Here is a 20,119-nt window from a genome sequence, read left to right on the forward strand (position 1 = left end):
GTAAAGACATGATTGCGATGCAGGACGGATTGCGTGTGCTGTTCGTCGAGGACGAACCACTGGTGCGTCAGGCGACGGCGCAGAGCCTGGAACTGGCTGGCTTCTCGGTGCTGGCGCTGCCTTCGGCCGAAGCGGCGATGCCGCATCTTGGCGCGGATTTTCCCGGGGTGCTGGTTACCGATGTGCGCCTGTCCGGCGCGAGCGGGCTGGATCTGCTGCAGCACTGCCGCAATGCCGCGCCGGGCGTGCCGGTGATCCTGGTCACGGGGCACGGCGATATCACGATGGCGGTGCAGGCGATGCGCGAGGGCGCCTATGACTTCATCGAGAAGCCGTTCGGCGCGGATCGTCTGACCGAAACGGTGCGCCGTGCGCTCGAGCGCCGCGCGCTCGAGCTGGAGAACCACGCGCTGCGCCGCGAGCTGGCTGGCCCGGCTGCCGGCACGCGGATCATCGGCCGGTCGCCGGCGATCGCGCAGGTGCGCGACCTGATCGCCAATGTGGCGGCTACCGATGTGCCGGTGATGATCAACGGCGAGACCGGTACGGGCAAGGAACTCGTGGCGCGGAGCCTGCACGCGCTCTCCACGCGGCGTGACCAACCCTTCATCGCGCTGAACTGTGGTGCCGTGCCAGAGTCGATTTTCGAGAGCGAGATGTTCGGCCACGAGGCCGGCGCATTTACCGGCGCGGGCAAGCGGCGCGTGGGCAAGCTCGAACATGCGTCGGGTGGCACCCTGTTCCTCGACGAGATCGAGAGCATGCCGCTGGCCTTGCAGGTGAAGCTGCTGCGCGTGCTGCAGGAGGGCACGCTGGAGCGGCTCGGCTCGAATACGTCGATACCCATCGACGTGCGCATCATCGCGGCTTCGAAGGGCGACATGGAAGCACTGGTGGCGCAAGGTACGTTCCGGCAGGATCTGCTGTACCGGCTCAACGTGGTGACGATTCCGCTACCGCCGCTGCGCGAGCGGCGCGAGGACATCGTGCCGCTGTTCGAGCACTTCATGCTCGTTGCCGCCGTGCGCTATCAGCGGCCGGCGCCGATTCTGTCCGAGATGCAGCGCCAGCAACTGATGCAACGGCCCTGGCCCGGCAATGTGCGGGAACTGCGCAACGCGGCAGATCGACTGGTGCTGGGCGTGCCGGAAGGCGGGCACGCCGGCGGCAAGGCGGATCCCGTTGACGAATCGACGCCGCTGCGCGAGCGGATGGAGCGCTACGAGCGCGCCGTGATCGCCGATACGCTGGCCCGCACGGGCGGTGCGGTCAGCCAGGCAGCGGACCTGCTGCAAGTGGGCAAGGCGACGCTTTACGACAAGATCAAACGCTACGGACTGTAACGGCCGTACTCGGGGCAGGCGGGGGTCGGTACACTCTGGCCCGGCTCTCTTCCCCGGCTTCCTGTCCCGCGATATCCCGCGAGCGGAATAACGGCAGGGCAGAGGGCAAGCGCCTCCATTGCTACCGCCCCGACCCATGCCCCACGCCCATCCGGCCGACATCGACGGCCACCACCTGACCCCCGACACCGTCGCCGCCATCGCACGCGGCCAGCGCGCCGCCATCGTCCCGGAGCCCGTCCTCGGCAAGGTTGCCGATGCCCGCGCCCGCTTCGAGCAGGTGGCTGCGGCCAATGTGCCGATCTACGGCGTCTCCACGGGCTTTGGCGAACTGGTACACAACTGGGTCGACATCGAACATGGCCGTGCGCTGCAGGAGAACCTGTTGCGCAGCCATTGCGCGGGTGTGGGTCCGCTGTTTTCGCGCGACGAGGTCCGCGCGATGATGGTCGCGCGTGCCAATGCGTTGGCACGCGGATACTCGGCGGTGCGGCCGGCCGTTATCGAACAACTGCTGAAGTATCTGGAAGCCGGCATCACGCCAGCCGTGCCGCAGGTGGGTTCGCTCGGGGCCAGCGGTGATCTCGCGCCTCTGTCGCACGTCGCCATCACGCTGATCGGCGAAGGCAAGGTGCTGACCGAGGATGGCGGTACGGCACCCACGGCCGAAGTCCTGCGCGAGCGTGGCATCACGCCGCTCGCGCTGGCGTACAAGGAAGGGCTGGCGCTGATCAACGGGACATCGGCCATGACCGGGGTGTCGTGCCTGTTGCTGGAGACGCTGCGCGCGCAGGTCCAGCAGGCCGAGATCATCGCGGCGCTGGCGCTCGAAGGACTATCCGCCTCGGCCGATGCCTTCATGGCCCATGGGCACGACATCGCCAAACCGCATCCGGGACAGATCCGCTCGGCGGCGAACATGCGCGCGCTGCTGGCCGATTCGGCACGGCTCTCCGGACATGGCGAACTGTCCGCCGAGATGAAGACACGCGCGGGCGAGGCCAAGAACACCGGCACTGGCGTGTTCATCCAGAAGGCCTACACGCTGCGCTGCATTCCGCAGGTGCTTGGCGCGGTGCGCGATACGCTCGACCATTGCGCCACCGTGGTCGAGCGCGAACTGAATTCATCGAATGACAATCCGCTGTTCTTCGAAGACGGCGAGCTGTTCCACGGCGGCAACTTCCACGGCCAGCAGGTGGCATTCGCAATGGACTTCCTGGCCATCGCCGCCACGCAACTGGGCGTGGTGTCGGAGCGCCGCCTGAACCGCCTGCTGAGCCCGCATCTGAACAACAATCTGCCGGCGTTCCTGGCGGCGGCGAACGAGGGGTTGTCGTGCGGGTTTGCCGGGGCACAGTATCCGGCCACGGCGTTGATTGCCGAGAACCGCACGATCTGCAGCCCGGCGAGCATCCAGAGTGTGCCGTCGAACGGCGACAACCAGGATGTGGTCAGCATGGGGCTGATCGCTGCCCGCAATGCCCGCCGCATTCTCGACAATAACCAGTACATCCTCGCGCTGGAGTTGCTGGCGTCATGTCAGGCCGCCGAACTCGCGGGCGCGGTCGAGCAACTGGCGCCGGCAGGCCGCGCCGTGTTCGCGTTCGTGCGGGAGCGCGTGCCGTTCCTGTCGATCGATCGCTATATGACCGACGACATCGAGGCTATGGCGGCGCTGCTCCGTCAGGGCGCGCTGGTTGAGGTCGTGCGTGGCGCGGGCATCGAACTGGCCTGACGAACTCTGGCGGTAACTTTCGGTAACTAGCGGTTTCCTACTTCCACATGCCGCGCATTCGGCTGGCGAGGTCTACCTGCGGTAGCGAGGCCTTCGCCTGCTGGCCTTCCCCCGGCATCGGCGCGGGCGGCCACGAGCGGCTGTAGAAATTCGGCATCACGCGGTTCGGCAGGAAGCGCGTGCGCGATGCGTAGACGTGGCGATCGCCAAAGCCGACCTGGTTGTGCACGTAGAAGCGTTGTGGCACGACGATGTCGAGGTGGTCGCGCGCGCGCGTCATCGCCACGTACAGCAGGCGGCGCTCTTCCTCGATTTCCTCGGTGGTGCCGGTGGCAAGATCGGATGGCATGCAGCCATCGACCGCATTGAGCACGTACACGGCCTTCCACTCCTGCCCCTTGGCCGAATGGATCGTCGACAGAATCAGGTAGTCCTCGTCGCGCGAGGGCACGCCGGATTCGTCGCTCGACGCGCTGGGCGGGTCGAGCGTGAGTTCGGTGAGGAAGCGTTCCCGCGACGCATAGGTGGCCGCGATGCGCTCGATCTGCTGCAGGTCCGCCTGCCGCGCGGCGGCATCGTCGTGCATCCGTTCGAGGTGCGGCATGTACCAGGCGATCACCTGTTCGAATTCAGATGGCCAGGGCGAGGTCGGCGCCATCAGCGCACGCGCCAGCGTCACCAGTTCATCCCAGGCGGGCGCGGCGGCGGGGGGCGGCTCGAAGGCTTCGAGCGCGATCAACGGTTCGGTGGCGGCTTCCAGTCCTTCGAGCACGCGCGCGGCCGTTTTCGGGCCGATGCCGGGCAGCAACTGCAGCGTGCGGAATCCGGCCATGCGGTCGCGTGGATTTTCCAGCCAGCGCACCACGGCCATCACGTCCTTGACGTGCGTCGACTCCAGAAACTTCAGTCCGCCGAACTTCACGAACGGGATATTGCGCCGGGCCAACTCGATCTCGACCTGGGCGCTGTGGTCGGCCGCGCGGAACAGCACCGCCTGCTGCGTCAGCGACAAGCCAGCCTCGCGCCGCGCCAGTACCTGCTCGACGACGAAGCGCGCCTGCTCGGCCTCGTCGTTGACCACCACCACGCCGGGCTTCTCCGCCGATTCGCGCAGGGACCAGAGATCCTTGGTGAAGCGTTCGGCCGCAAGGCCAATCACGGCATTGGCGGCGCCGAGGATCGGCTGCGTCGAGCGATAGTTCTGCGACAGCGTGACCTGCTCGGCCGGCGGCGAGAACTGTGTCGGGAAATCGAGGATATTGCGCACGGTGGCGCCGCGGAATGCGTAGATCGACTGCGCGTCATCGCCCACCACGGTCAGGCCGCGCCCTTGCGGCTTGAGCGCCAGCAGGATCGACGCCTGCAACGCGTTGGTGTCCTGGTACTCGTCGACCAGCACGTGGTCGAAGCGCGCGCCCATGTCCTGCGCCAGTGCGGGCTCGGTCATCGCCTGCGCCCAGTAGAGCAGCAGGTCGTCGTAGTCGAGCACCTGCTGCTTCTGCTTGGCTTCCACGTAGGCGGCGAACAGGCCCTTGAGCGCGTCCGCCCACATCGCGTAGCGCGGGAACTGCGTCTTCAGCACAACCTCGAGCGGCAACTGCGTGTTGACCACGCGTGAATAGATCGCGAGGCAGGTTTCCTTGCGCGGAAAGCGTGAGGTCTGCTCGGATAGTCCGAGGTCATGGCGTACCACGTGCATCAGGTCGGCCGCATCGCCGCGGTCGCTGATGGTGAAGGTCGGAGCAAGCCCGAGCGTTTCGGCGTACTCGCGCAGCAGGCGGGCGCCGATGGCGTGGAACGTGCCTGACCACTGCAGCGCGGCGCGCCCCGCGCCGGTCTGGATGCCGAGTGCCTGGTCGACGATGCGCTCGACACGGCGGCCCATTTCGGAGGCGGCGCGGCGCGAGAACGTCAGCAGCAGGATGCGGCGCGGATCTGCGCCGTTCACGACCAGATGCGCCACCCGATGCGCGAGCGTGTTGGTCTTGCCAGAGCCCGCGCCGGCAATGATCAGCAGCGGCGCGTCACCGTCGTACTCCACCGCCGCGCGCTGTTCCGGATTCAGCCGGGAAAGATAGGCGGGGGCGTCGGTGACCTCGGTGTCGGGCGACTCGGCAGCGGCTTCAGGGGCAAGTTCCGGTAACACGTCAGGGCAGGCAGTCGGATGGATGCGATGAGAAAAATCTGGCGCTCACTGTATATCCATACAGCCCTGACAGGCAAGCCGGATGCCCGACGATGTGAGCCGGGCAATAAAAAAGGTGCCGCATGGGCACCTTTTCGTTGGGTTTGGCGTTGTTCAGGCCGCGTTGGCCAGTGCGCCGTCGAGCAGCTTGTGCAGGGCGTCCCACTCAGGCTCGCCCACGTAGCGCTTGAGAATCTTGCCGTTCTTGTCCACCACGAAGGTCGTCGGCGTGAGCTGGACGTTGCCGAAGGCCTTGGCCGCCGCGCCGTCGGCGTCCATCGCCACCTTGAATGGCAGTTCACGGGTCTTGGCGTAGTTCATCACGTACATCGGCGGGTCGTAGTTCATCGCCACCGCCACGAAGTCCAGCCCCTTGTCCTTGAACTGCTTGTAGGTGCTGACCATCTGAGGCATTTCCTTGACGCACGTGGCGCAGCTTGTGGCCCAGAAGTTGATCAGGTAGACCTTGCCCTTCAGGTCGCCAGTGCTGAGCTTTTCGCCCGAAAGTAGCGTGAAGGTGGCGTCGGGGACCGTATTCGCGGGCGTCATGGCGCGGTAGCCGAAGAAGCCGAGCAGCGCGACGATGACAACGGCTACAGCGATCGGCCAGCGCTTCTTGCTCGAAGGTGTGGCAGGGGTGGCGGAATTCGACATGGGGTTACGGTCCCGAGGGGAGGCCATCTACAGACAGCGGCTATTCTACTGCCGCTGTTAGCCGGCAGTGGCAAGCCGGATCAAATGCGCACTATCTGCGGCATTCCGCCGCATTTTCTGGTGATTGACTACTTGGACGCCGCCAGCCCTTCGGTGAGCTTGGCACGTGCCGTATCCACGGCTTGTTCGAGGTAAGCGCCGTAGAAGTCCGGCTGCAGGCCGCGCAGCGGGCTGGCCAGGTTGCGGCCGTTGCGATCCAGGAACAGGACGGTCGGGGCCACCGTGATGTTGTGGGCGCGTGCCCATTGTTTTGCGGTGGTCATGGTGCCGTCGGCGTCGCGCAGCGGCGTGTCGGCCGTCATGTCGAGCTCGCGCGCGGTGATCTCGCCGGCGGCTGCCTGTGGCGCCAGATAGTTGCGGCGGGCGGTCTCGCAATACGTGCAGCCGGGCAAGCTGACCAGCACGACCAGCGGCCCGCCCTGTTTCGCGGCGTCGGCGGATTGGGCGGCGATGTCAGTGACGGGCGGCAGATGGCTTGCCGCCATCGACACGGCCGGGCCCACCAGCAGCAACAGCGCGGCGAGACCATGCAGAACGGTGCGAAGCAGGGGCGAGCGGGGCGTCATGCTGGGGCGTCGGTGGGTATTCGTGAGAACTTGGTGAAGACGTCGCCGCATTTGATTTCGTGCGCATCTGGTGCGAACGTGCGCGGCTTCCCGGATAATACCGGCTTGCGCCAGATTGCGCCGACATCCCCCATGCGCCGCCCCAGCCCCCGACCTGCCCCTCGCGTTCCCCTGCTGATTGCCATCGTGCTGCTGGCCCTGGCCGGCTGCTCGCCGCGCTATGACTGGCGCACCATCGTCTCGAACGAAGGGCAGTATGCGGCGCTATATCCGGACAAGCCGACCAGCGCCGCGCGCGATGTGGCGATCGCCGGGCGCCAGTTGCCGATGCGCATGGAGGCAGCCCGGATCGACAACACGTTGTTCGCCGTCGGCGTGGTTTCCCTTCCCGCCGACGATGCGGGGCTACGGCGTGAGGCGCTGGCGTCGATGCAGGCCGGACTGGTAGGCAACCTTGGTGCGCATCCCGACAGCCCCGCGCGCTCGCGTCCGGTCACGGTCATGTCGGCGGGGCAGCCCCCCGTCGCGCTGGACGGCGTGGAGGTGACCGTCGCTGGCATATCGCCCCAGGACAAATCACCGCGCCGACTGACCGCGCGGCTGGTGGCGTCCGGCTCGCGTGTCTATCAGGCAGTGGTGCTCGAGGCCGGCGATGCGGCGAAGGATGCGCGCCAGGCCGAGCAGGTCGAGCAGTTCCTCACCGGTTTTCACCCGTTCTAAATCCGTTCCAAGTCTTTCAGGTAGTCAATCAAGGAGTTCGTCATGCGTTGGGAAGTCTGGCTGGCCTATTTTGCCGCGTGCTGGGTGATCGCTGTCTCGCCCGGTTCGGGCGCCGTGCTGTCGATGAGCCACGGCCTGTCATACGGCCTGAAGAAGACGTCGACGACGATTCTGGGCCTGCAGACCGGCCTGGTGATCATCCTGCTGATCGCAGGCGGTGGACTTGGCGCACTGCTGCTGGCGTCCGAAGAAGCATTCCTGGTGGTCAAGACGATTGGCGCGATGTATCTGATCTACCTGGGTATCCAGCAGTGGCGTGCCAAGGTTGAGACGAACCCGCAGAACAGCGAGGACAAGACGGTGCGCGTGACCATCATGAGCCGGCGCCGGCGCTTCGCCACGGGGCTGCTGACGAACGTCACCAACCCCAAGGGCATCATCTTCATGGTGGCCGTGCTGCCGCAGTTCATCGACCCGACGCATGCGCTCGGGCTGCAACTGGCTATCCTGGCGGCGACGATGTGCTTTGTGGACCTGATCGTGATGCACGGCTATGCGCTACTGGCGTCGCGCATGCAGGGCCTGTTCCGCAACGCGCGTGCCGTGCGCTGGCAAAACCGCTTCTTCGGCAGCGTGCTGGTGGCCGTGGGCACCGCGCTGTTCTTTGTCCGGCGTCATCACGCCTGAGCGTTGATGGCGAGGGCGGGTGGCGCGCAGTCGACAGGTTTGCTTCAATAGGGAGTGATCAGGAATCTATGGAGAACCCCGATGCCTGCCGTCGCCCACCTGCAAACCACGTATCGCGCCCATCGGGAGCCTCCACCGGGTGAGCCGACGCCGCCCGGCTTCCCCGCCGACCAGCCGCCGATCGAGGAACCGCCACCGCCACCGGTGGAGCCACCGGTTTGAGTGGAAGCTGAAAATGACGAGGCCCGCGTTTGCGGGCCTCGTCATTTTTTCTTAGGCGGTTCGCAGCACGCGCCGGTACTGAATCGCCTCGGCCACGTGGCCGGCTGTCAGAACCTCCGCGCCATCCAGGTCCGCGATCGTTCTGGCTACCTTGAGCACCCGGAAGTACGCGCGCGCCGACCATCCCAGCTTCTGCATCGCGTCGCGCAGCAGCGTTCGGGCCTCGTTGTCGAGTGGGCAGTGTGTCTCGATCGCGCGACCAGCTAGTTCGCTGTTCGGCGTGCCCTGTCGTGTCAATTGACGTTCGCGTGCGACGACGGCGCGGGCGCGCACGGTCTGGCTCGGCTCGCCTGGCTGTCCATCGAACATTTCCTGCTGGCTCTGGGCGGGCACTTCGATCTGCAGGTCCACGCGATCGAGCAGCGGGCCCGACAGGCGTGACTGGTAGCGCTGCACCTGATCCGGCGTGCAGCGGCACATGCGGGTGGGGTGTCCGAGGTAGCCGCAAGGGCAGGGATTCATCGCCGCCACGAACTGGAAGCGCGCCGGGAAATCGGCCTGCCCGGCGGCACGCGAGATCGTGATGCGGCCGGTTTCGAGCGGCTCGCGCAGGACTTCGAGCACGCGCCGTTCAAACTCGGGCAGTTCGTCGAGAAAGAGCACGCCGTGATGCGCCAGCGATATTTCTCCGGGGCGTGGCGAGGCGCCCCCGCCGACCAGGGCAGGCGCGCTGGCCGTATGGTGCGGGCTGCGGAACGGGCGATGGCCCCAGCGGGACGGGTGGAAGCCGCCCGAGGTCAGGCTCTGCACGGCCGCTGCCTCGAGCGCTTCGGCCTCGGTCATCGGCGGCAGCAGGGCAGGGAAGCGCTGGGCCAGCATCGATTTGCCGGTGCCGGGCGGGCCGACCAGCAGTACGGAGTGCTGACCCGCGGCGGCGATCTCCATGGCGCGTCGGGCTTGTGCCTGGCCGCGAACGTCGCGCATATCGGGGCCATCGGCGGATGCCTCAACCCGGGCTGGCGGCCGGGCGCGCGGCAGCGGCCGCTCGGGAAGCAGGCCGATGTGATGGCAGACGTCGCGCAGTGTCGCGCCGGCATGGACGATCACGGCTTCGACCAGGGCCGCTTCCGCGCCATTCTCGCTGGCGACGACGAAGGCGCGCGGCGGGCGATCCTCTGCTACGCGTCGGGCGTTGTCGCGGGCCAGTCCCATTGCCATCGCGAGCGCGCCGCGTACCGGGCGCAGATCTCCCGCCAGCGAAAGCTCGCCGGCGAACTCGAAGGCGTCGAGCGTATCGGCCTGCAACTGCCCGCTGGCCGCCAGGATGCCCAGCGCAATCGCCAGGTCGAAACGACCGGACTCCTTGGGCAGATCGGCGGGCGCCAGGTTGACCGTGATGCGCCGGTTGGGAAATTCGAACTCGCTGTTGAGCAGTGCCGCGCGCACGCGCTCGCGGCTCTCGCGGACTTCGGTATCGGCCAGCCCGACGATATTGAAGGCGGGCAACCCGTTCGCGAGGTGGATTTCGACGGAGACGGGCGGTGCCTCGATTCCAGTCAGGGCGCGGCTGCGCAGGACGGCTAGGCTCATATCTTTGCGGAAGTGTTAACGAAAAAGGCCACCGGGATCCGGTGGCCTTTCTGGCATTGAACGGGGTGCCGTGGACGCGGCGTCATGCTCCGCCGGTTGGCGTGCCGCCAACGCGGCGCTCGAGTTCTGCCACGCGGGCCTCAAGTTCCTCCAGTCGGGCGCGGGTGCGGGCCAGCACCTGCGACTGGACGTCGAATTCCTCGCGCGTGACCAGGTCAAGGCGCGCGAAGCCCTGCGTCATCATGCTGCGCACGTTTTTTTCGATGTCCTTGGCCGGCGAGTTGCGCAGCGCTTCGCTGACCTTGCTCTGCAGGTCGTTGAAGAGATCGGTCGGTTTCATGGTGGAACTCCTGTGGTGACCAATTTCGAATGATTCGGGTCAGGCCGGCGTGCGCATGGCGGGCGGCTGCGCCCCATTCACCATGTCTGCACCGTGGTGGGGCGTCGCATCGCGGCGCTCGGCGGGCATCCCTGTCGCGCAGATGCACTGCTCTGGGGCGTAGCGCCCCGGTGGGTGTCTGACACGCCGTGCCATGCCAGCCGTCGGGTGCTCGTACGCCAAGCACGCGGCACTTGACCTTGCATGACGCGGATTATGGCGCTTCGGCGGCCGCCATGAAAGCTCCGGCAACGCCAGCGCACATTTTTTAGCGGTTTTTCGATCCTTCGGGCGGCAAATACATGTCGCCCGGTATTGTCGTCAAAGTGGTTCGGACACCGCTTGTCGACGTTTTCTGACTGGGCAATCAACGCTGTCGCAGGGCGATGGCCATGAGCTGGCACGGGTGTTGCAGTACAGCAACCGGGAGCGTCCACACCATAACGCTGTGCACAAACAGCAGCCTCTCACCCTCGAGCCAGCGAAGAACCTAAAGGAAAAGGAGAAAAACCGATGAAGAAGTCGAGCCTCGCAGTCAGCGCCGCTGCGGCCCTGTTCAGCCTTGCCACCTCCGTTGCGTTCGCACAGAGCGCGCCGGAGGCGGCAGCGCCGGCAGCCGCACCCGCCGCCGAGCCGGCATCGCCCCACACGATCACGGCCAACGTGTCGCTGGTCTCTGACTACCGCTATCGCGGTCTCAGCCAGACCAACCGCCGTCCGGCCATCCAGGGCGGGTTCGACTATGCCCATGAGAGCGGCTTCTACATCGGCAACTGGAACTCCACCATCAGCTGGATCTCGGACGCCGACAAGAGCGTGTCGGCGCCGGTCGAGATGGACTTCTATGGTGGTTTCAAGAACACGTTCAAGATGAGCGACCTGGAGTTCAACTATGACGTCGGCGTGCTGCAGTACTTCTACCCGGGCGGCTACTCCAACCCGCGCCCGTACACCACCGAACTGTACGCGGGCATCGGCTATGGCCCGGTGTTCCTGAAGTACTCGCAGGCCGTGACCAACCTGTTCGGGATCGCCAACAGCCAGTACAGCAGCTACATCGACCTCGCCTTCAACTATCCGCTGAACGTGTGGGACCTGACGCTGAACGCGCACCTTGGCTACCAGAACGTCCAGCACAACAGCGCCGCTTCCTATCTGGACTGGAAGGTCGGCCTGACGAAGGACCTGGGCAAGGGCTTCGCGCTGGCGGTGGCCTACATCGGCACCAATGCGAAGGAGTCGTTCTACACGAACAGCTATAACCACAACGTGGGCAACAACACCGCGTGGGTCTCGCTTTCCAAGACTTTCTAATTGCGCGTCAGTCAGGGTGGGCCGAAGCTGGCCCGTCCAGAGGAGATAACCGATGAAACTCATCATTGCAGTCATCAAGCCGTTCAAGCTCGACGAGGTGCGCGAGGCGCTCTCCGATGTGGGCGTGTCCGGGATCACCGTGACCGAGGTCAAGGGCTTCGGCCGGCAGAAAGGCCACACGGAGCTGTATCGCGGCGCCGAATACATCGTCGACTTCCTTCCCAAGGTGAAGATCGAGGTGGCGGTGCCCGACGAAGTGGTGGAGCGAGCCATCGAGGCCGTGGAGAAGTCGGCCCGCACCGGCAAGATCGGCGACGGCAAGATCTTCGTCGCACCCATAGAACAAGTCATTCGCATCCGCACCGGCGAGACCGGCGGCGATGCACTGTGACACGAGACACCCCCGGAAAGAGGTTAAGCAAATGAAAACCTGGTTCAAGCGAATCCTGACGGCCGGCGCGATGACGCTGGCGCTCGGCACGGCCGGTCTCGGCCTCTCCACCCACGCCGTGGCGCAGGACAAGCCCGCCGCGGAAGCATCGGCCGCGACGGCGTCCGCAACCCCCGCAGCCGCCGTTGCAGCACCGGCTGCGGCCACGCCTGCCGCGGCGCCCGCCGAAGCTGCCGCCGCGCCGGCTGCCCCGGTGCCCAACAAGGGCGACACGGCCTGGCTGCTGGTCTCCACCACATTCGTGATCCTGATGACGCTGCCGGGCCTGGCGCTGTTCTACGGTGGCCTGGTCCGCTCGAAGAACATGCTGTCGGTGCTGATGCAGTGCCTGATGATCTTCTCGGTGATCTCGATCCTGTGGGCCATCTACGGCTATAGCTTCGCGTTCACGGAGGGCAACGCCTTCTTCGGTGGCACGGACCGTCTGTTCATGAAGGGCCTGACGGTCGATGCCGTGGCCGCCACGTTCAGCAAGGGCGTGGTGGTGCCGGAACTGGGCTACTTCGCGTTCCAGTGCGCGTTCGCGGCGATCACTTGCAGCCTGATCATCGGCGCCTTCGCCGAGCGCGCCAAGTTCTCAGCGGTGCTGGTCTTCGTGGTCCTCTGGTTCACGTTCGCCTACATCCCGATGGCCCACATGGTCTGGTTCTGGCCCGGCCCGGATGCGTACACCGACGCCGCCGCAGGCACCGCCGCCACCGCCAAGGCCGGCTGGCTGTTCCAGAAGGGCGCGCTCGATTTCGCGGGCGGCACGGTGGTGCACATCAACGCGGCCGTGGCCGGTCTGGTGGGCGCGTTCATGTTCGGCAAGCGCATCGGCTTCGGTCGTGAAGCGATCCGCCCGCACAGCCTGACCTTCACGATGGTGGGCGCCTCGCTGCTGTGGTTCGGCTGGTTCGGCTTCAACGCCGGTTCGGCCCTGGAAGCCAACGGCAGCGCCGCGCTGGCCTTCGTCAACACGCTGCTGGCCACGGCCGCCGCGGTGGTTTCCTGGACCTTCGGCGAGTGGATCGGCAAGGGCAAGCCGTCGATGCTCGGTGGCGCCTCGGGGGCTGTCGCCGGCCTGGTGGCGATTACCCCGGCTGCCGGCTTCGTTGGCCCGATGGGCTCGATCGCGATGGGCCTGATCGCCGGCCTGCTGTGCCTGTGGGGCGTGACCGGTCTGAAGCGCCTGCTGGGCATGGACGATTCGCTGGACGTGTTCGGCGTGCACGGCGTGGGCGGTATTCTCGGCGCGCTGCTGACCGGTGTGTTCGCCGCGCCGAGCCTGGGCGGTACGGGCATCTATGACTACGTTGCCAACAAGGTGGCCGACGACTACTCGATCGCCGGTCAGGTCTGGATCCAGTTCGAAGGTGTGCTGACCACGATCGTCTGGTCCGGCGTGGTCGCGCTGGTGGCCTACAAGCTGGTCGATATGCTGATTGGCCTGCGCGTGCCGGAAGAGGAAGAGCGCGAAGGTCTGGATATCACCTCGCACGGTGAAACCGCGTATGAGGTCTGATATCTGCCAAGGTGTTGTGCTGGAGAGCTGATTGGGAATCTTCTCTCAGGAGTTTCGCCCCGGCCATGTGCCGGGGCTTTTTTATTTTCGGGCTCGCCCCTCAAACGGGTGTCAGTATTCGCAGGGTGCTTAAATCGGATCTTAAAAAGTCTCAATTGTCTTTAATGCCTGCGGGGCATAGAGTGCCAGTGAGGCAGTTTCCTCCACCTGCAGAACGCTCCCCGTATCTGTCAGGCCATTTGAAAGCGCGACGCCATGTCGCGCTTTTTTTTGCCCATGGAGCACGCATGTAGCACCCATGGGGCGGCGCATGGTCTCCGGACCTTTGAAATGCGTCAAACATCCCCATATCCAGATCCCTTATGCTGGGCTCCGCATATGCTTATTCAGGGCGGGCCTGCAGCCTCGTGGCCGTTCCACTACAATCGGGGCGGACAATAAAGCTGATTCATTAGGATGGATATGGTCCCGCATCTCATCACCGCGCTGAACGGTCCGCTGCTCGAACTCGAGAAGAAGATCCTGGACGCCACACCGTCCATCGAGCGCTGGTTCAGGCTGGAATGGCAGGAGCATACTCCGCCGTTCTATTGTTCCGTGGACCTGCGCAACGCCGGCTTCAAGCTGGCGCCGGTCGACACCAACCTGTTCCCGGGCGGTTTCAACAACCTCGCGCCCGAAATGCTGCCGCTGGCGGTCCAGGCCGCCATGGCCGCGATCGAGAAGATCTGCCCGGACGCCAAGAACCTGCTGCTGATTCCCGAGCGCCACACCCGCAACATGTTCTATCTGCAGAACGTGGCGCGGCTGTCGCTGATCATGCGCCAGGCGGGCCTCAATGTGCGCCTGGGCTCGCTGTCCGAGGAAATCACCGAACCCACGCCGATCGAGCTGCCCGACGGCCAGACGCTGGTGGTGGAGCCGCTCGCGCGCCTTGGCGCCAAGGGCCGCCGGCTGGGCCTGAAGGATTTCGATCCCTGCTCGATCCTGCTGAATAACGACCTGTCGGCCGGGATTCCGCCGATCCTGGAGAACATCAACGAGCAGTACCTGCTGCCGCCGTTGCATGCCGGCTGGTCCACCCGCCGCAAGAGCAGCCACTTCGCCGCCTATGACGAGGTGGCCAAGAAGTTCGCCAAGCTGATCGACATCGACCCGTGGATGGTGAACCCGTATTTCGCGCGGCAGACTGGCGTGAATTTCCATGAGCGCATCGGCGAGGAAGAGCTGGCTGACGCGGTGGAAGGCGTGCTCAAGAAGATCGCGAAAAAGTACCGCGAGTACGGCATCAAGGAAACGCCCTACGTGGTGGTCAAGGCCGACGCCGGCACCTACGGCATGGGCATCATGACCGTGCGCGACCCGTCCGAGGTGAAGGGCCTGAACCGCAAGGAGCGCAACAAGATGAGTGTCGTGAAGGAGGGCCTCGAGGTCTCCGACGTCATCATCCAGGAAGGCGTGCACACCTTCGAAAAGGTCAACGACGCGGTGGCGGAGCCGGTGGTCTACATGATCGACCGCTACGTGGTGGGCGGCTTCTACCGCGTGCACACGGGCCGTGGCATCGACGAGAACCTGAACGCGCCGGGCATGCACTTCGTGCCGCTGGCCTTCGCGCCGAACGGTATGCCGGATAGCCACGCCAAGCCGGGCGCGGCCGTGCCGAACCGCTTCTACATGTATGGCGTGGTGGCGCGCCTGGCCCTGCTGGCCGCGTCGCTGGAACTCGAGAAGACCGACCCGAATCCGATCCTCTGATTCGTAACGCCCCTGCAATCCACCATGCGCATTCTGTTCATTACCGACCCGCTGGAGACCTTCAAGACCTACAAGGACTCCACCTTCGCCATGATGACCGAGGCGGCGGCGCGCGGGCACGAGCTGTTCTTCTGCCTGCAATCGCAGCTTTCGCTGTCGGCCAACGTCGTGGAGGCCATGGTGCGGCCGCTGGAGCTGACCGACGACGCCCAGGCCTGGTATCGGCTGGGCGATGCCGCGCTGATGCCGCTGTTCGCGTTCGATGCGGTGCTGATGCGCAAGGATCCGCCGTTCGACATGGAGTACGTGACCAGCACCTGGTTGCTGGAACTGGCCGAGGCGCAGGGCGCGCGCGTCTTCAACAAGCCGCGCGCGATTCGGGACCACTCGGAGAAACTGGCGATCGGCCAGCATCCGCAGTTCATCACGCCGACGCTGGTGACGCGCGATGCCGGCCGGATCCGCGAATTCCATGCCGAGCATAAGGACATCATCGTCAAGCCGCTGGACGGCATGGGCGGCATGGGTGTGTTCCGGGTAGGCGCCGACGCCATGAATCTGGGTGCGATCGTCGAGACGCTTGGCGACAATGGCGCGCGCACGCTGATGGTCCAGCGCTATATCCCGGCGATCAAGGACGGCGACAAGCGCATTCTGCTGATCGGCGGCAAGCCGGTGCCGTATTCGCTGGCGCGGATTCCGCAGGGCACCGAGATTCGCGGCAACCTGGCCGCCGGCGGGGTGGGGCGGGCGCAGGAGTTGAGCGCGCGCGATCGCGAGATCGCCGAAACCCTGGCGCCCGGACTTTGGAAGCAGGGCTTGCTGCTGGTAGGGCTGGACGTGATCGGCGACTACCTGACCGAAGTAAATGTGACGAGTCCGACCTGCTTTCAGGAGATCGCCCAGCAGACCGGTTTCAATGTCGCAGGCATGTTCATCGACGCGCTGGAGCAGGCTGTAGCCGCCGACCGTCGCTGACGGTCTCCAACCGCAGCCGGTCGCCGCCGATGTTCAGGCGCCACAGTTGGCGCGGCGGGCGGGGCCGCGGATTGGGTGGTCAGGCTGCCTGCTACAATTCGGGCAGTCCAACGGATTCACCATCATGGCAGGAATTCTGATCATCGCTCATGCGCCACTGGCTTCGGCGCTGCGCGATTGCGCTGGCCACGTCTACTGCGGCCAGCCGCAGCGGGTGGAGGCGATCGACGTTATCGCCGATGCCGACCCTGCGGCGGTGCTGGCCGAGGCGCGGAAGCGTCTCGCAGACGTTTGCGAAGAGAACGGCGCCCTGGTGCTGACCGATATCTTCGGCGCTACGCCTGCCAATATCGCCGCGCGGCTTGCCGAGCCGGGTCGGGTCAAGGTGCTGGCCGGTGTCAACCTGCCGATGCTCGTGCGCGCTATCTGCTATCGGACGGAGAAGCTCGACCAGCTTGCCACCAAGGCCTTGGCCGGAGGCGCCCAGGGCGTGCTGCAAATCGGCACGACCGCCGTCCAGAACCAAACCGCAAATCATCCCGACAAATATGCTGCAGAGGGACACCACCATCATCAATAAGCTCGGGCTTCATGCCCGCGCATCCGCCAAGCTCACGCAGTTGGCAGGTAGCTTCAACAGCCAGGTCAAGATGTCCCGTAACGGCCGCCAGGTCGACGCCAAGAGCATCATGGGCGTGATGATGCTGGCAGCCGGAATTGGATCGACGGTCTCGATCGAGACTGACGGCCCTGACGAGCAGGAGGCGATGGATGCGCTGCTGGCGCTGATCGCCAACCGCTTCGGCGAAGGCGAGTGAAGTTCGACGGTAATCCAGGCTTTTTCTAAACGTTCCTGACGGAGCGGTTCATGCCCTTTGCCTTGCACGGCATTCCGGTTTCTCGTGGGGTCGCCATCGGGCGAGCCCATATTCTTGCGCCGGCTGCGCTGGATGTGTCGCACTACCTGGTCGATGAAGACCGGCTCGAAGCCGAGGTGGAGCGATTGCGTTCGGCACGCGCCGCGGTGCGGGCCGAGCTGATCACGCTCAAGCGTGACCTGCCGCGCGACGCGCCGGAGGAAATGGGGGCATTTCTCGATGTCCACGCGATGATCCTCGACGACGAGGCCCTGTCGCGCGAACCCGAGACGCTGATTCTCCAACGCCGCTATAACGCCGAGTGGGCCCTGACCACGCGACTCGAAGAACTGATGCGTCAGTTCGACGAGATCGAGGACGAGTATCTGCGCGAGCGCAAGGCCGACATCGAGCAGGTGGTGGAGCGGATCCTGAAGGTGCTGGCCGGAGCGCCCGTGCTGGCGCCGGCGCCCGTGCCGACACTCGCGCCGGATGGCGAGGCCACGCCGGGGGTGATCGTGGTGGCCCACGACATCGGCCCGGCCGACATGCTCCAGTTCAAGCACACCGTGTTCCACGGTTTCGTGACGGACCTGGGCGGCCGTACATCGCACACGGCTATCGTCGCGCGCAGTCTCGACATCCCCGCCGCGGTGGGCGTCAAGAACGCGAGCGAACTGATCCGTCAGGACGACTGGATCATCATCGATGGCGATGCCGGCCTGGTGATCGTCGATCCGTCGGCCATCATTCTCGAAGAGTATCGGCACCGCCAGAGCGAGCGCGCGCTCGAGAAGAAGCGCTTGCAGCGGCTGCGCCACATGCCGGCGGTGACGCTGGACGGGCTCGAGATCGAACTGCTGGCCAATATCGAGATGGCGGAGGATGCCGGTGCGGCGCTGTCCGCCGGCGCCGTCGGGGTGGGGCTGTTCCGGTCCGAATTCCTGTTCATGAACCGGCGCGACGAGCTGCCGGATGAAGACGAGCAATTTCAAGCGTATCGCAACGCCGTGGAAGCGATGCACGGGCTGCCGGTCACGATTCGGACCATCGACATCGGCGCCGACAAGCCGCTCGACGGCCGTGGCGACGACTTCGAGACCGCGCTGAACCCCGCACTGGGTTTGCGCGCGATCCGCTGGTCGTTGTCAGAGCCGGGGATGTTCCTGACCCAGTTGCGGGCGTTGCTGCGCGCTTCCGCGTTCGGCCCGGTCCGGATTCTGATCCCGATGCTGGCTCACGCCGGTGAGATCGACCAGACGCTGGACCTGATCGAGCAAGCCAAGCGCCAGCTCGACGAACGCGGCCTGCCGTACGACCCGGGTATCAAGGTCGGGGCGATGATTGAGATCCCGGCTGCCGTGCTGCTGCTGCCGCTGTTCCTCAAGCGCATGGACTTCCTGTCCATCGGCACCAATGACCTGATCCAGTACACGCTGGCGATCGACCGCGCCGACAATGCCGTGGCGCACCTCTACGACCCGCTTCACCCGGCCGTGCTGCAGCTGATTGCCCGGACGATCCGCGAAGCCAACCATGCGGGCGTGCCCGTCGCCGTGTGTGGCGAGATGGCGGGGGATCCGGCGATGACCCGGCTGCTGCTGGGCATGGGACTACGCGAGTTCTCGATGCACCCGGCGCAATTGCTGCGGGTGAAGCAGGAAGTCATCCATGCGGACTGCGAGCGCCTGAGCAAGGCGGTCGACCAGATCCTGAACTGCTATGAACCGGACGAGCTTACGGCCGCGTTGAAGCAACTGACAGCGTGACGCCACCCTGAAACCCTGTGGTTTTCAGGGTTTTTAGGGTGCGAATGTGGCGTCGTTTGCGGCACTCGCGTGTCTGGAAGTGGCTTGTTAATCGCTTGAATTCCTTGATTTGTGATGTATGCGGGTAGTCCGTTACAAGTGCATTAATGGGAATTGTTATCATTTCTGATCTCTGATATTCTGCCTCTCATCGCGTGCGGCATGCCGGTGCCGACGCTGCCCCCAAGGAGGCTTTTGTGTACGTCTGCATCTGCAACCAGGTCACCGATCATGAAATCCATGGCGCCGCCCACCTCGGCGTGTCGACGATGGATGAGCTGGCGGAAACGCTCGGCGTTGGGACCTGCTGCGGCCGTTGCCGCGAATGCGCGCAGCAAGTGCTGTGCGAAGGCGTCGCTGCGGTGAAGACCGTGAGGTCTTCAAGTATGGCTACGATCAAAGTTGTCGAAATTTCATCCTGTTCGACGACTACGTCACATGCCATAATGGACGCTCGGGACCCGGCAGTCGCGAACGACCGGCGTACAGCGCTGGTTGCCTGATTCGAATACCGCAGAATTACCCAAAGAACGCGTGCATTGAGAGCGCGCCCACGGACGAAAGTCCGAGGCGCGCTTTCTTGTATTTGCGGTCTTTGTCATTCGTGCCGCTGCCTGGGTCCGTTGTCGTTTGCAACAGGAGCCCCTTATGAAAGGTGACAAGAAGGTCATCCAGCATTTGAACGCGCAGCTGAAGAACGAACTCACCGCGATCAACCAATATTTCCTGCACGCCCGCATGTATCGCCACTGGGGGCTGAAAAAGCTCGGCGACGTGGAGTACAAGGAATCCATCGGCGAAATGAAGCACGCCGATCGCCTGATCGAGCGCATTCTGATGCTCGACGGCCTGCCCAACCTGCAGGACCTGCACAAGCTGCTCCTCGGCGAAGACACGCCCGAAATGCTCAAGTGCGACCTGAAGCTGGAGCAGGGTGCTCACGCCACCGTCAAGGAAGGCATTGCGTACTGCGAATCGGTTGGTGACTACGTCAGCCGCGAAATCCTGGTCGATATCCTCACGGACACCGAGGAGCACATCGAGTACCTGGAGACGCAGCTTGACCTGATCGACAAGGTCGGCCTGCCGAACTACCTGCAGTCTCAGATGGAGCCGGGCGAGCAGTAAGCGCGCAGGCAAAGGATTGGCCGCCGCGCGCGTCGCGATGACGCGCGGCGACGGCTGGTCAGAAGCGCGGCGTTTCGAGACGCCGCGCCCGAATGCGTGATTGGTTAGTAACCGTTCTCATTCGGATTCTTGTACTCATCCAGCTGTATCAGCATGGACGGTCCGCGCCGGTGGGCT

The 20,119-nt window shown here is 65.0% G+C and carries 20 protein-coding genes; 15 read left to right on the plus strand and 5 right to left on the minus strand.

The features are described from left to right. The first annotated feature begins 17 nt into the window (after window positions 1-17). Both WD006_RS00310 and cmdF read left to right on the plus strand, forming a co-directional pair. Complete coding sequence (locus tag WD006_RS00310) at window positions 18-1,343, plus strand: sigma-54-dependent transcriptional regulator (protein WP_008652608.1); 1,326 nt, start codon at window positions 18-20, stop codon at window positions 1,341-1,343. A 136-nt stretch (window positions 1,344-1,479) separates the two neighbouring features. Continuing rightward, the gene (cmdF, locus tag WD006_RS00315) at window positions 1,480-3,081 is read left to right on the plus strand and encodes a tyrosine 2,3-aminomutase (protein WP_011515131.1); all 1,602 of its coding nucleotides are present in this window, start codon (window positions 1,480-1,482) and stop codon (window positions 3,079-3,081) included. Window positions 3,082-3,118: 37 nt separating this feature from the next. Here the strand turns inward: cmdF and WD006_RS00320 are convergent, their stop codons facing one another. The 3 genes from WD006_RS00320 to WD006_RS00330 form a co-directional block, all read right to left on the minus strand. Continuing rightward, window positions 3,119-5,227: an ATP-dependent helicase gene (locus WD006_RS00320; RefSeq protein ID WP_011515132.1), complete on the minus strand. Its 2,109-nt coding sequence runs from the start codon at window positions 5,225-5,227 to the stop codon at window positions 3,119-3,121. Between the two features lie 153 nt (window positions 5,228-5,380). Beyond that, window positions 5,381-5,920 carry a TlpA disulfide reductase family protein gene (locus WD006_RS00325; RefSeq protein WP_008652614.1) on the minus strand — a complete coding sequence of 180 codons (540 nt, stop codon included), beginning with the start codon at window positions 5,918-5,920 and terminating at the stop codon, window positions 5,381-5,383. A gap of 128 nt (window positions 5,921-6,048) precedes the next feature. Continuing rightward, the gene (locus WD006_RS00330; protein WP_011515133.1) at window positions 6,049-6,546 is read right to left on the minus strand and encodes a SoxW family protein; all 498 of its coding nucleotides are present in this window, start codon (window positions 6,544-6,546) and stop codon (window positions 6,049-6,051) included. A gap of 132 nt (window positions 6,547-6,678) precedes the next feature. Between WD006_RS00330 and WD006_RS00335 the strand changes: the two genes are divergently transcribed. The 3 genes from WD006_RS00335 to WD006_RS00345 all read left to right on the plus strand — a co-directional run bounded on the left by WD006_RS00335 (window position 6,679) and on the right by WD006_RS00345 (window position 8,175). After that, complete coding sequence (locus WD006_RS00335; protein WP_029306767.1) at window positions 6,679-7,266, plus strand: hypothetical protein; 588 nt, start codon at window positions 6,679-6,681, stop codon at window positions 7,264-7,266. A gap of 42 nt (window positions 7,267-7,308) precedes the next feature. Continuing rightward, window positions 7,309-7,953, plus strand: a complete 645-nt coding sequence (locus WD006_RS00340; protein WP_011515135.1) for a LysE family transporter — start codon at window positions 7,309-7,311, stop codon at window positions 7,951-7,953. A gap of 81 nt (window positions 7,954-8,034) precedes the next feature. After that, entirely contained in the window at window positions 8,035-8,175 is a 141-nt protein-coding gene (locus tag WD006_RS00345; protein WP_155877842.1) for a hypothetical protein, read from the plus strand. Between the two features lie 51 nt (window positions 8,176-8,226). On the opposite strand, the gene WD006_RS00350 is transcribed toward WD006_RS00345, so the two are convergent. After that, window positions 8,227-9,765 carry a YifB family Mg chelatase-like AAA ATPase gene (locus WD006_RS00350; RefSeq protein ID WP_011515136.1) on the minus strand — a complete coding sequence of 513 codons (1,539 nt, stop codon included), beginning with the start codon at window positions 9,763-9,765 and terminating at the stop codon, window positions 8,227-8,229. Between the two features lie 82 nt (window positions 9,766-9,847). Next, window positions 9,848-10,105 (minus strand): accessory factor UbiK family protein, encoded by a 258-nt coding sequence (locus tag WD006_RS00355; protein ID WP_008652257.1) that lies wholly within the window; start codon window positions 10,103-10,105, stop codon window positions 9,848-9,850. 552 nt (window positions 10,106-10,657) lie between these two features. Here WD006_RS00355 and WD006_RS00360 point away from each other — a divergent pair. The 10 genes from WD006_RS00360 (at window position 10,658) to bfr (ending at window position 19,942) form a co-directional block, all read left to right on the plus strand. Further along, window positions 10,658-11,458 carry a TorF family putative porin gene (locus WD006_RS00360; RefSeq protein WP_011515137.1) on the plus strand — a complete coding sequence of 267 codons (801 nt, stop codon included), beginning with the start codon at window positions 10,658-10,660 and terminating at the stop codon, window positions 11,456-11,458. Between the two features lie 52 nt (window positions 11,459-11,510). After that, on the plus strand, window positions 11,511-11,849 hold the full coding sequence (locus tag WD006_RS00365; protein WP_008652254.1) for a P-II family nitrogen regulator: 339 nt from the start codon (window positions 11,511-11,513) through the stop codon (window positions 11,847-11,849). 31 nt (window positions 11,850-11,880) lie between these two features. Then, complete coding sequence (locus tag WD006_RS00370; RefSeq protein WP_029306766.1) at window positions 11,881-13,413, plus strand: ammonium transporter; 1,533 nt, start codon at window positions 11,881-11,883, stop codon at window positions 13,411-13,413. 462 nt (window positions 13,414-13,875) lie between these two features. Beyond that, entirely contained in the window at window positions 13,876-15,171 is a 1,296-nt protein-coding gene (gshA, locus tag WD006_RS00375; RefSeq protein WP_011515140.1) for a glutamate--cysteine ligase, read from the plus strand. A gap of 24 nt (window positions 15,172-15,195) precedes the next feature. Continuing rightward, window positions 15,196-16,149, plus strand: a complete 954-nt coding sequence (gshB, locus tag WD006_RS00380) for a glutathione synthase (protein ID WP_029306765.1) — start codon at window positions 15,196-15,198, stop codon at window positions 16,147-16,149. Between the two features lie 124 nt (window positions 16,150-16,273). Continuing rightward, window positions 16,274-16,729, plus strand: coding sequence for a PTS sugar transporter subunit IIA (locus WD006_RS00385; protein ID WP_008645870.1), 456 nt, complete (start codon window positions 16,274-16,276; stop codon window positions 16,727-16,729). Further along, window positions 16,698-16,967 carry an HPr family phosphocarrier protein gene (locus tag WD006_RS00390; RefSeq protein ID WP_008645869.1) on the plus strand — a complete coding sequence of 90 codons (270 nt, stop codon included), beginning with the start codon at window positions 16,698-16,700 and terminating at the stop codon, window positions 16,965-16,967. Before WD006_RS00385 ends, WD006_RS00390 begins: the two co-directional genes overlap by 32 nt. A gap of 50 nt (window positions 16,968-17,017) precedes the next feature. Further along, complete coding sequence (gene ptsP, locus WD006_RS00395) at window positions 17,018-18,775, plus strand: phosphoenolpyruvate--protein phosphotransferase (RefSeq protein ID WP_029306764.1); 1,758 nt, start codon at window positions 17,018-17,020, stop codon at window positions 18,773-18,775. A 299-nt stretch (window positions 18,776-19,074) separates the two neighbouring features. Continuing rightward, on the plus strand, window positions 19,075-19,317 hold the full coding sequence (locus WD006_RS00400) for a bacterioferritin (RefSeq protein ID WP_234725296.1): 243 nt from the start codon (window positions 19,075-19,077) through the stop codon (window positions 19,315-19,317). Between the two features lie 145 nt (window positions 19,318-19,462). After that, entirely contained in the window at window positions 19,463-19,942 is a 480-nt protein-coding gene (gene bfr / locus WD006_RS00405) for a bacterioferritin (protein WP_008645854.1), read from the plus strand. The last annotated feature ends 177 nt before the right edge of the window (window positions 19,943-20,119 follow it).

Origin of the sequence: Cupriavidus sp. Met-2 (assembly GCF_049843575.1) — a bacterium.
GTDB classification, from domain to species: Bacteria; Pseudomonadota; Gammaproteobacteria; order Burkholderiales; family Burkholderiaceae; genus Cupriavidus; species Cupriavidus metallidurans.

Excerpts from the sequence above, each read along its gene's own strand:
- WD006_RS00310 (WP_008652608.1), top strand. The coding sequence starts at position 18 with ATGCAGGACGGATTGCGTGTGCTGTTCGTCGAGGACGAACCACTGGTG.
- cmdF (WP_011515131.1), top strand. The coding sequence starts at position 1,480 with ATGCCCCACGCCCATCCGGCCGACATCGACGGCCACCACCTGACCCCC.
- WD006_RS00325 (WP_008652614.1), bottom strand. The coding sequence starts at position 5,920 with ATGTCGAATTCCGCCACCCCTGCCACACCTTCGAGCAAGAAGCGCTGG.
- WD006_RS00330 (WP_011515133.1), bottom strand. The coding sequence starts at position 6,546 with ATGACGCCCCGCTCGCCCCTGCTTCGCACCGTTCTGCATGGTCTCGCC.
- WD006_RS00335 (WP_029306767.1), top strand. The coding sequence starts at position 6,679 with ATGCGCCGCCCCAGCCCCCGACCTGCCCCTCGCGTTCCCCTGCTGATT.
- WD006_RS00340 (WP_011515135.1), top strand. The coding sequence starts at position 7,309 with ATGCGTTGGGAAGTCTGGCTGGCCTATTTTGCCGCGTGCTGGGTGATC.
- WD006_RS00345 (WP_155877842.1), top strand. The coding sequence starts at position 8,035 with ATGCCTGCCGTCGCCCACCTGCAAACCACGTATCGCGCCCATCGGGAG.
- WD006_RS00350 (WP_011515136.1), bottom strand. The coding sequence starts at position 9,765 with ATGAGCCTAGCCGTCCTGCGCAGCCGCGCCCTGACTGGAATCGAGGCA.
- WD006_RS00355 (WP_008652257.1), bottom strand. The coding sequence starts at position 10,105 with ATGAAACCGACCGATCTCTTCAACGACCTGCAGAGCAAGGTCAGCGAA.
- WD006_RS00360 (WP_011515137.1), top strand. The coding sequence starts at position 10,658 with ATGAAGAAGTCGAGCCTCGCAGTCAGCGCCGCTGCGGCCCTGTTCAGC.
- WD006_RS00365 (WP_008652254.1), top strand. The coding sequence starts at position 11,511 with ATGAAACTCATCATTGCAGTCATCAAGCCGTTCAAGCTCGACGAGGTG.
- WD006_RS00370 (WP_029306766.1), top strand. The coding sequence starts at position 11,881 with ATGAAAACCTGGTTCAAGCGAATCCTGACGGCCGGCGCGATGACGCTG.
- gshA (WP_011515140.1), top strand. The coding sequence starts at position 13,876 with ATGGTCCCGCATCTCATCACCGCGCTGAACGGTCCGCTGCTCGAACTC.
- gshB (WP_029306765.1), top strand. The coding sequence starts at position 15,196 with ATGCGCATTCTGTTCATTACCGACCCGCTGGAGACCTTCAAGACCTAC.
- WD006_RS00385 (WP_008645870.1), top strand. The coding sequence starts at position 16,274 with ATGGCAGGAATTCTGATCATCGCTCATGCGCCACTGGCTTCGGCGCTG.
- WD006_RS00390 (WP_008645869.1), top strand. The coding sequence starts at position 16,698 with ATGCTGCAGAGGGACACCACCATCATCAATAAGCTCGGGCTTCATGCC.
- ptsP (WP_029306764.1), top strand. The coding sequence starts at position 17,018 with ATGCCCTTTGCCTTGCACGGCATTCCGGTTTCTCGTGGGGTCGCCATC.
- bfr (WP_008645854.1), top strand. The coding sequence starts at position 19,463 with ATGAAAGGTGACAAGAAGGTCATCCAGCATTTGAACGCGCAGCTGAAG.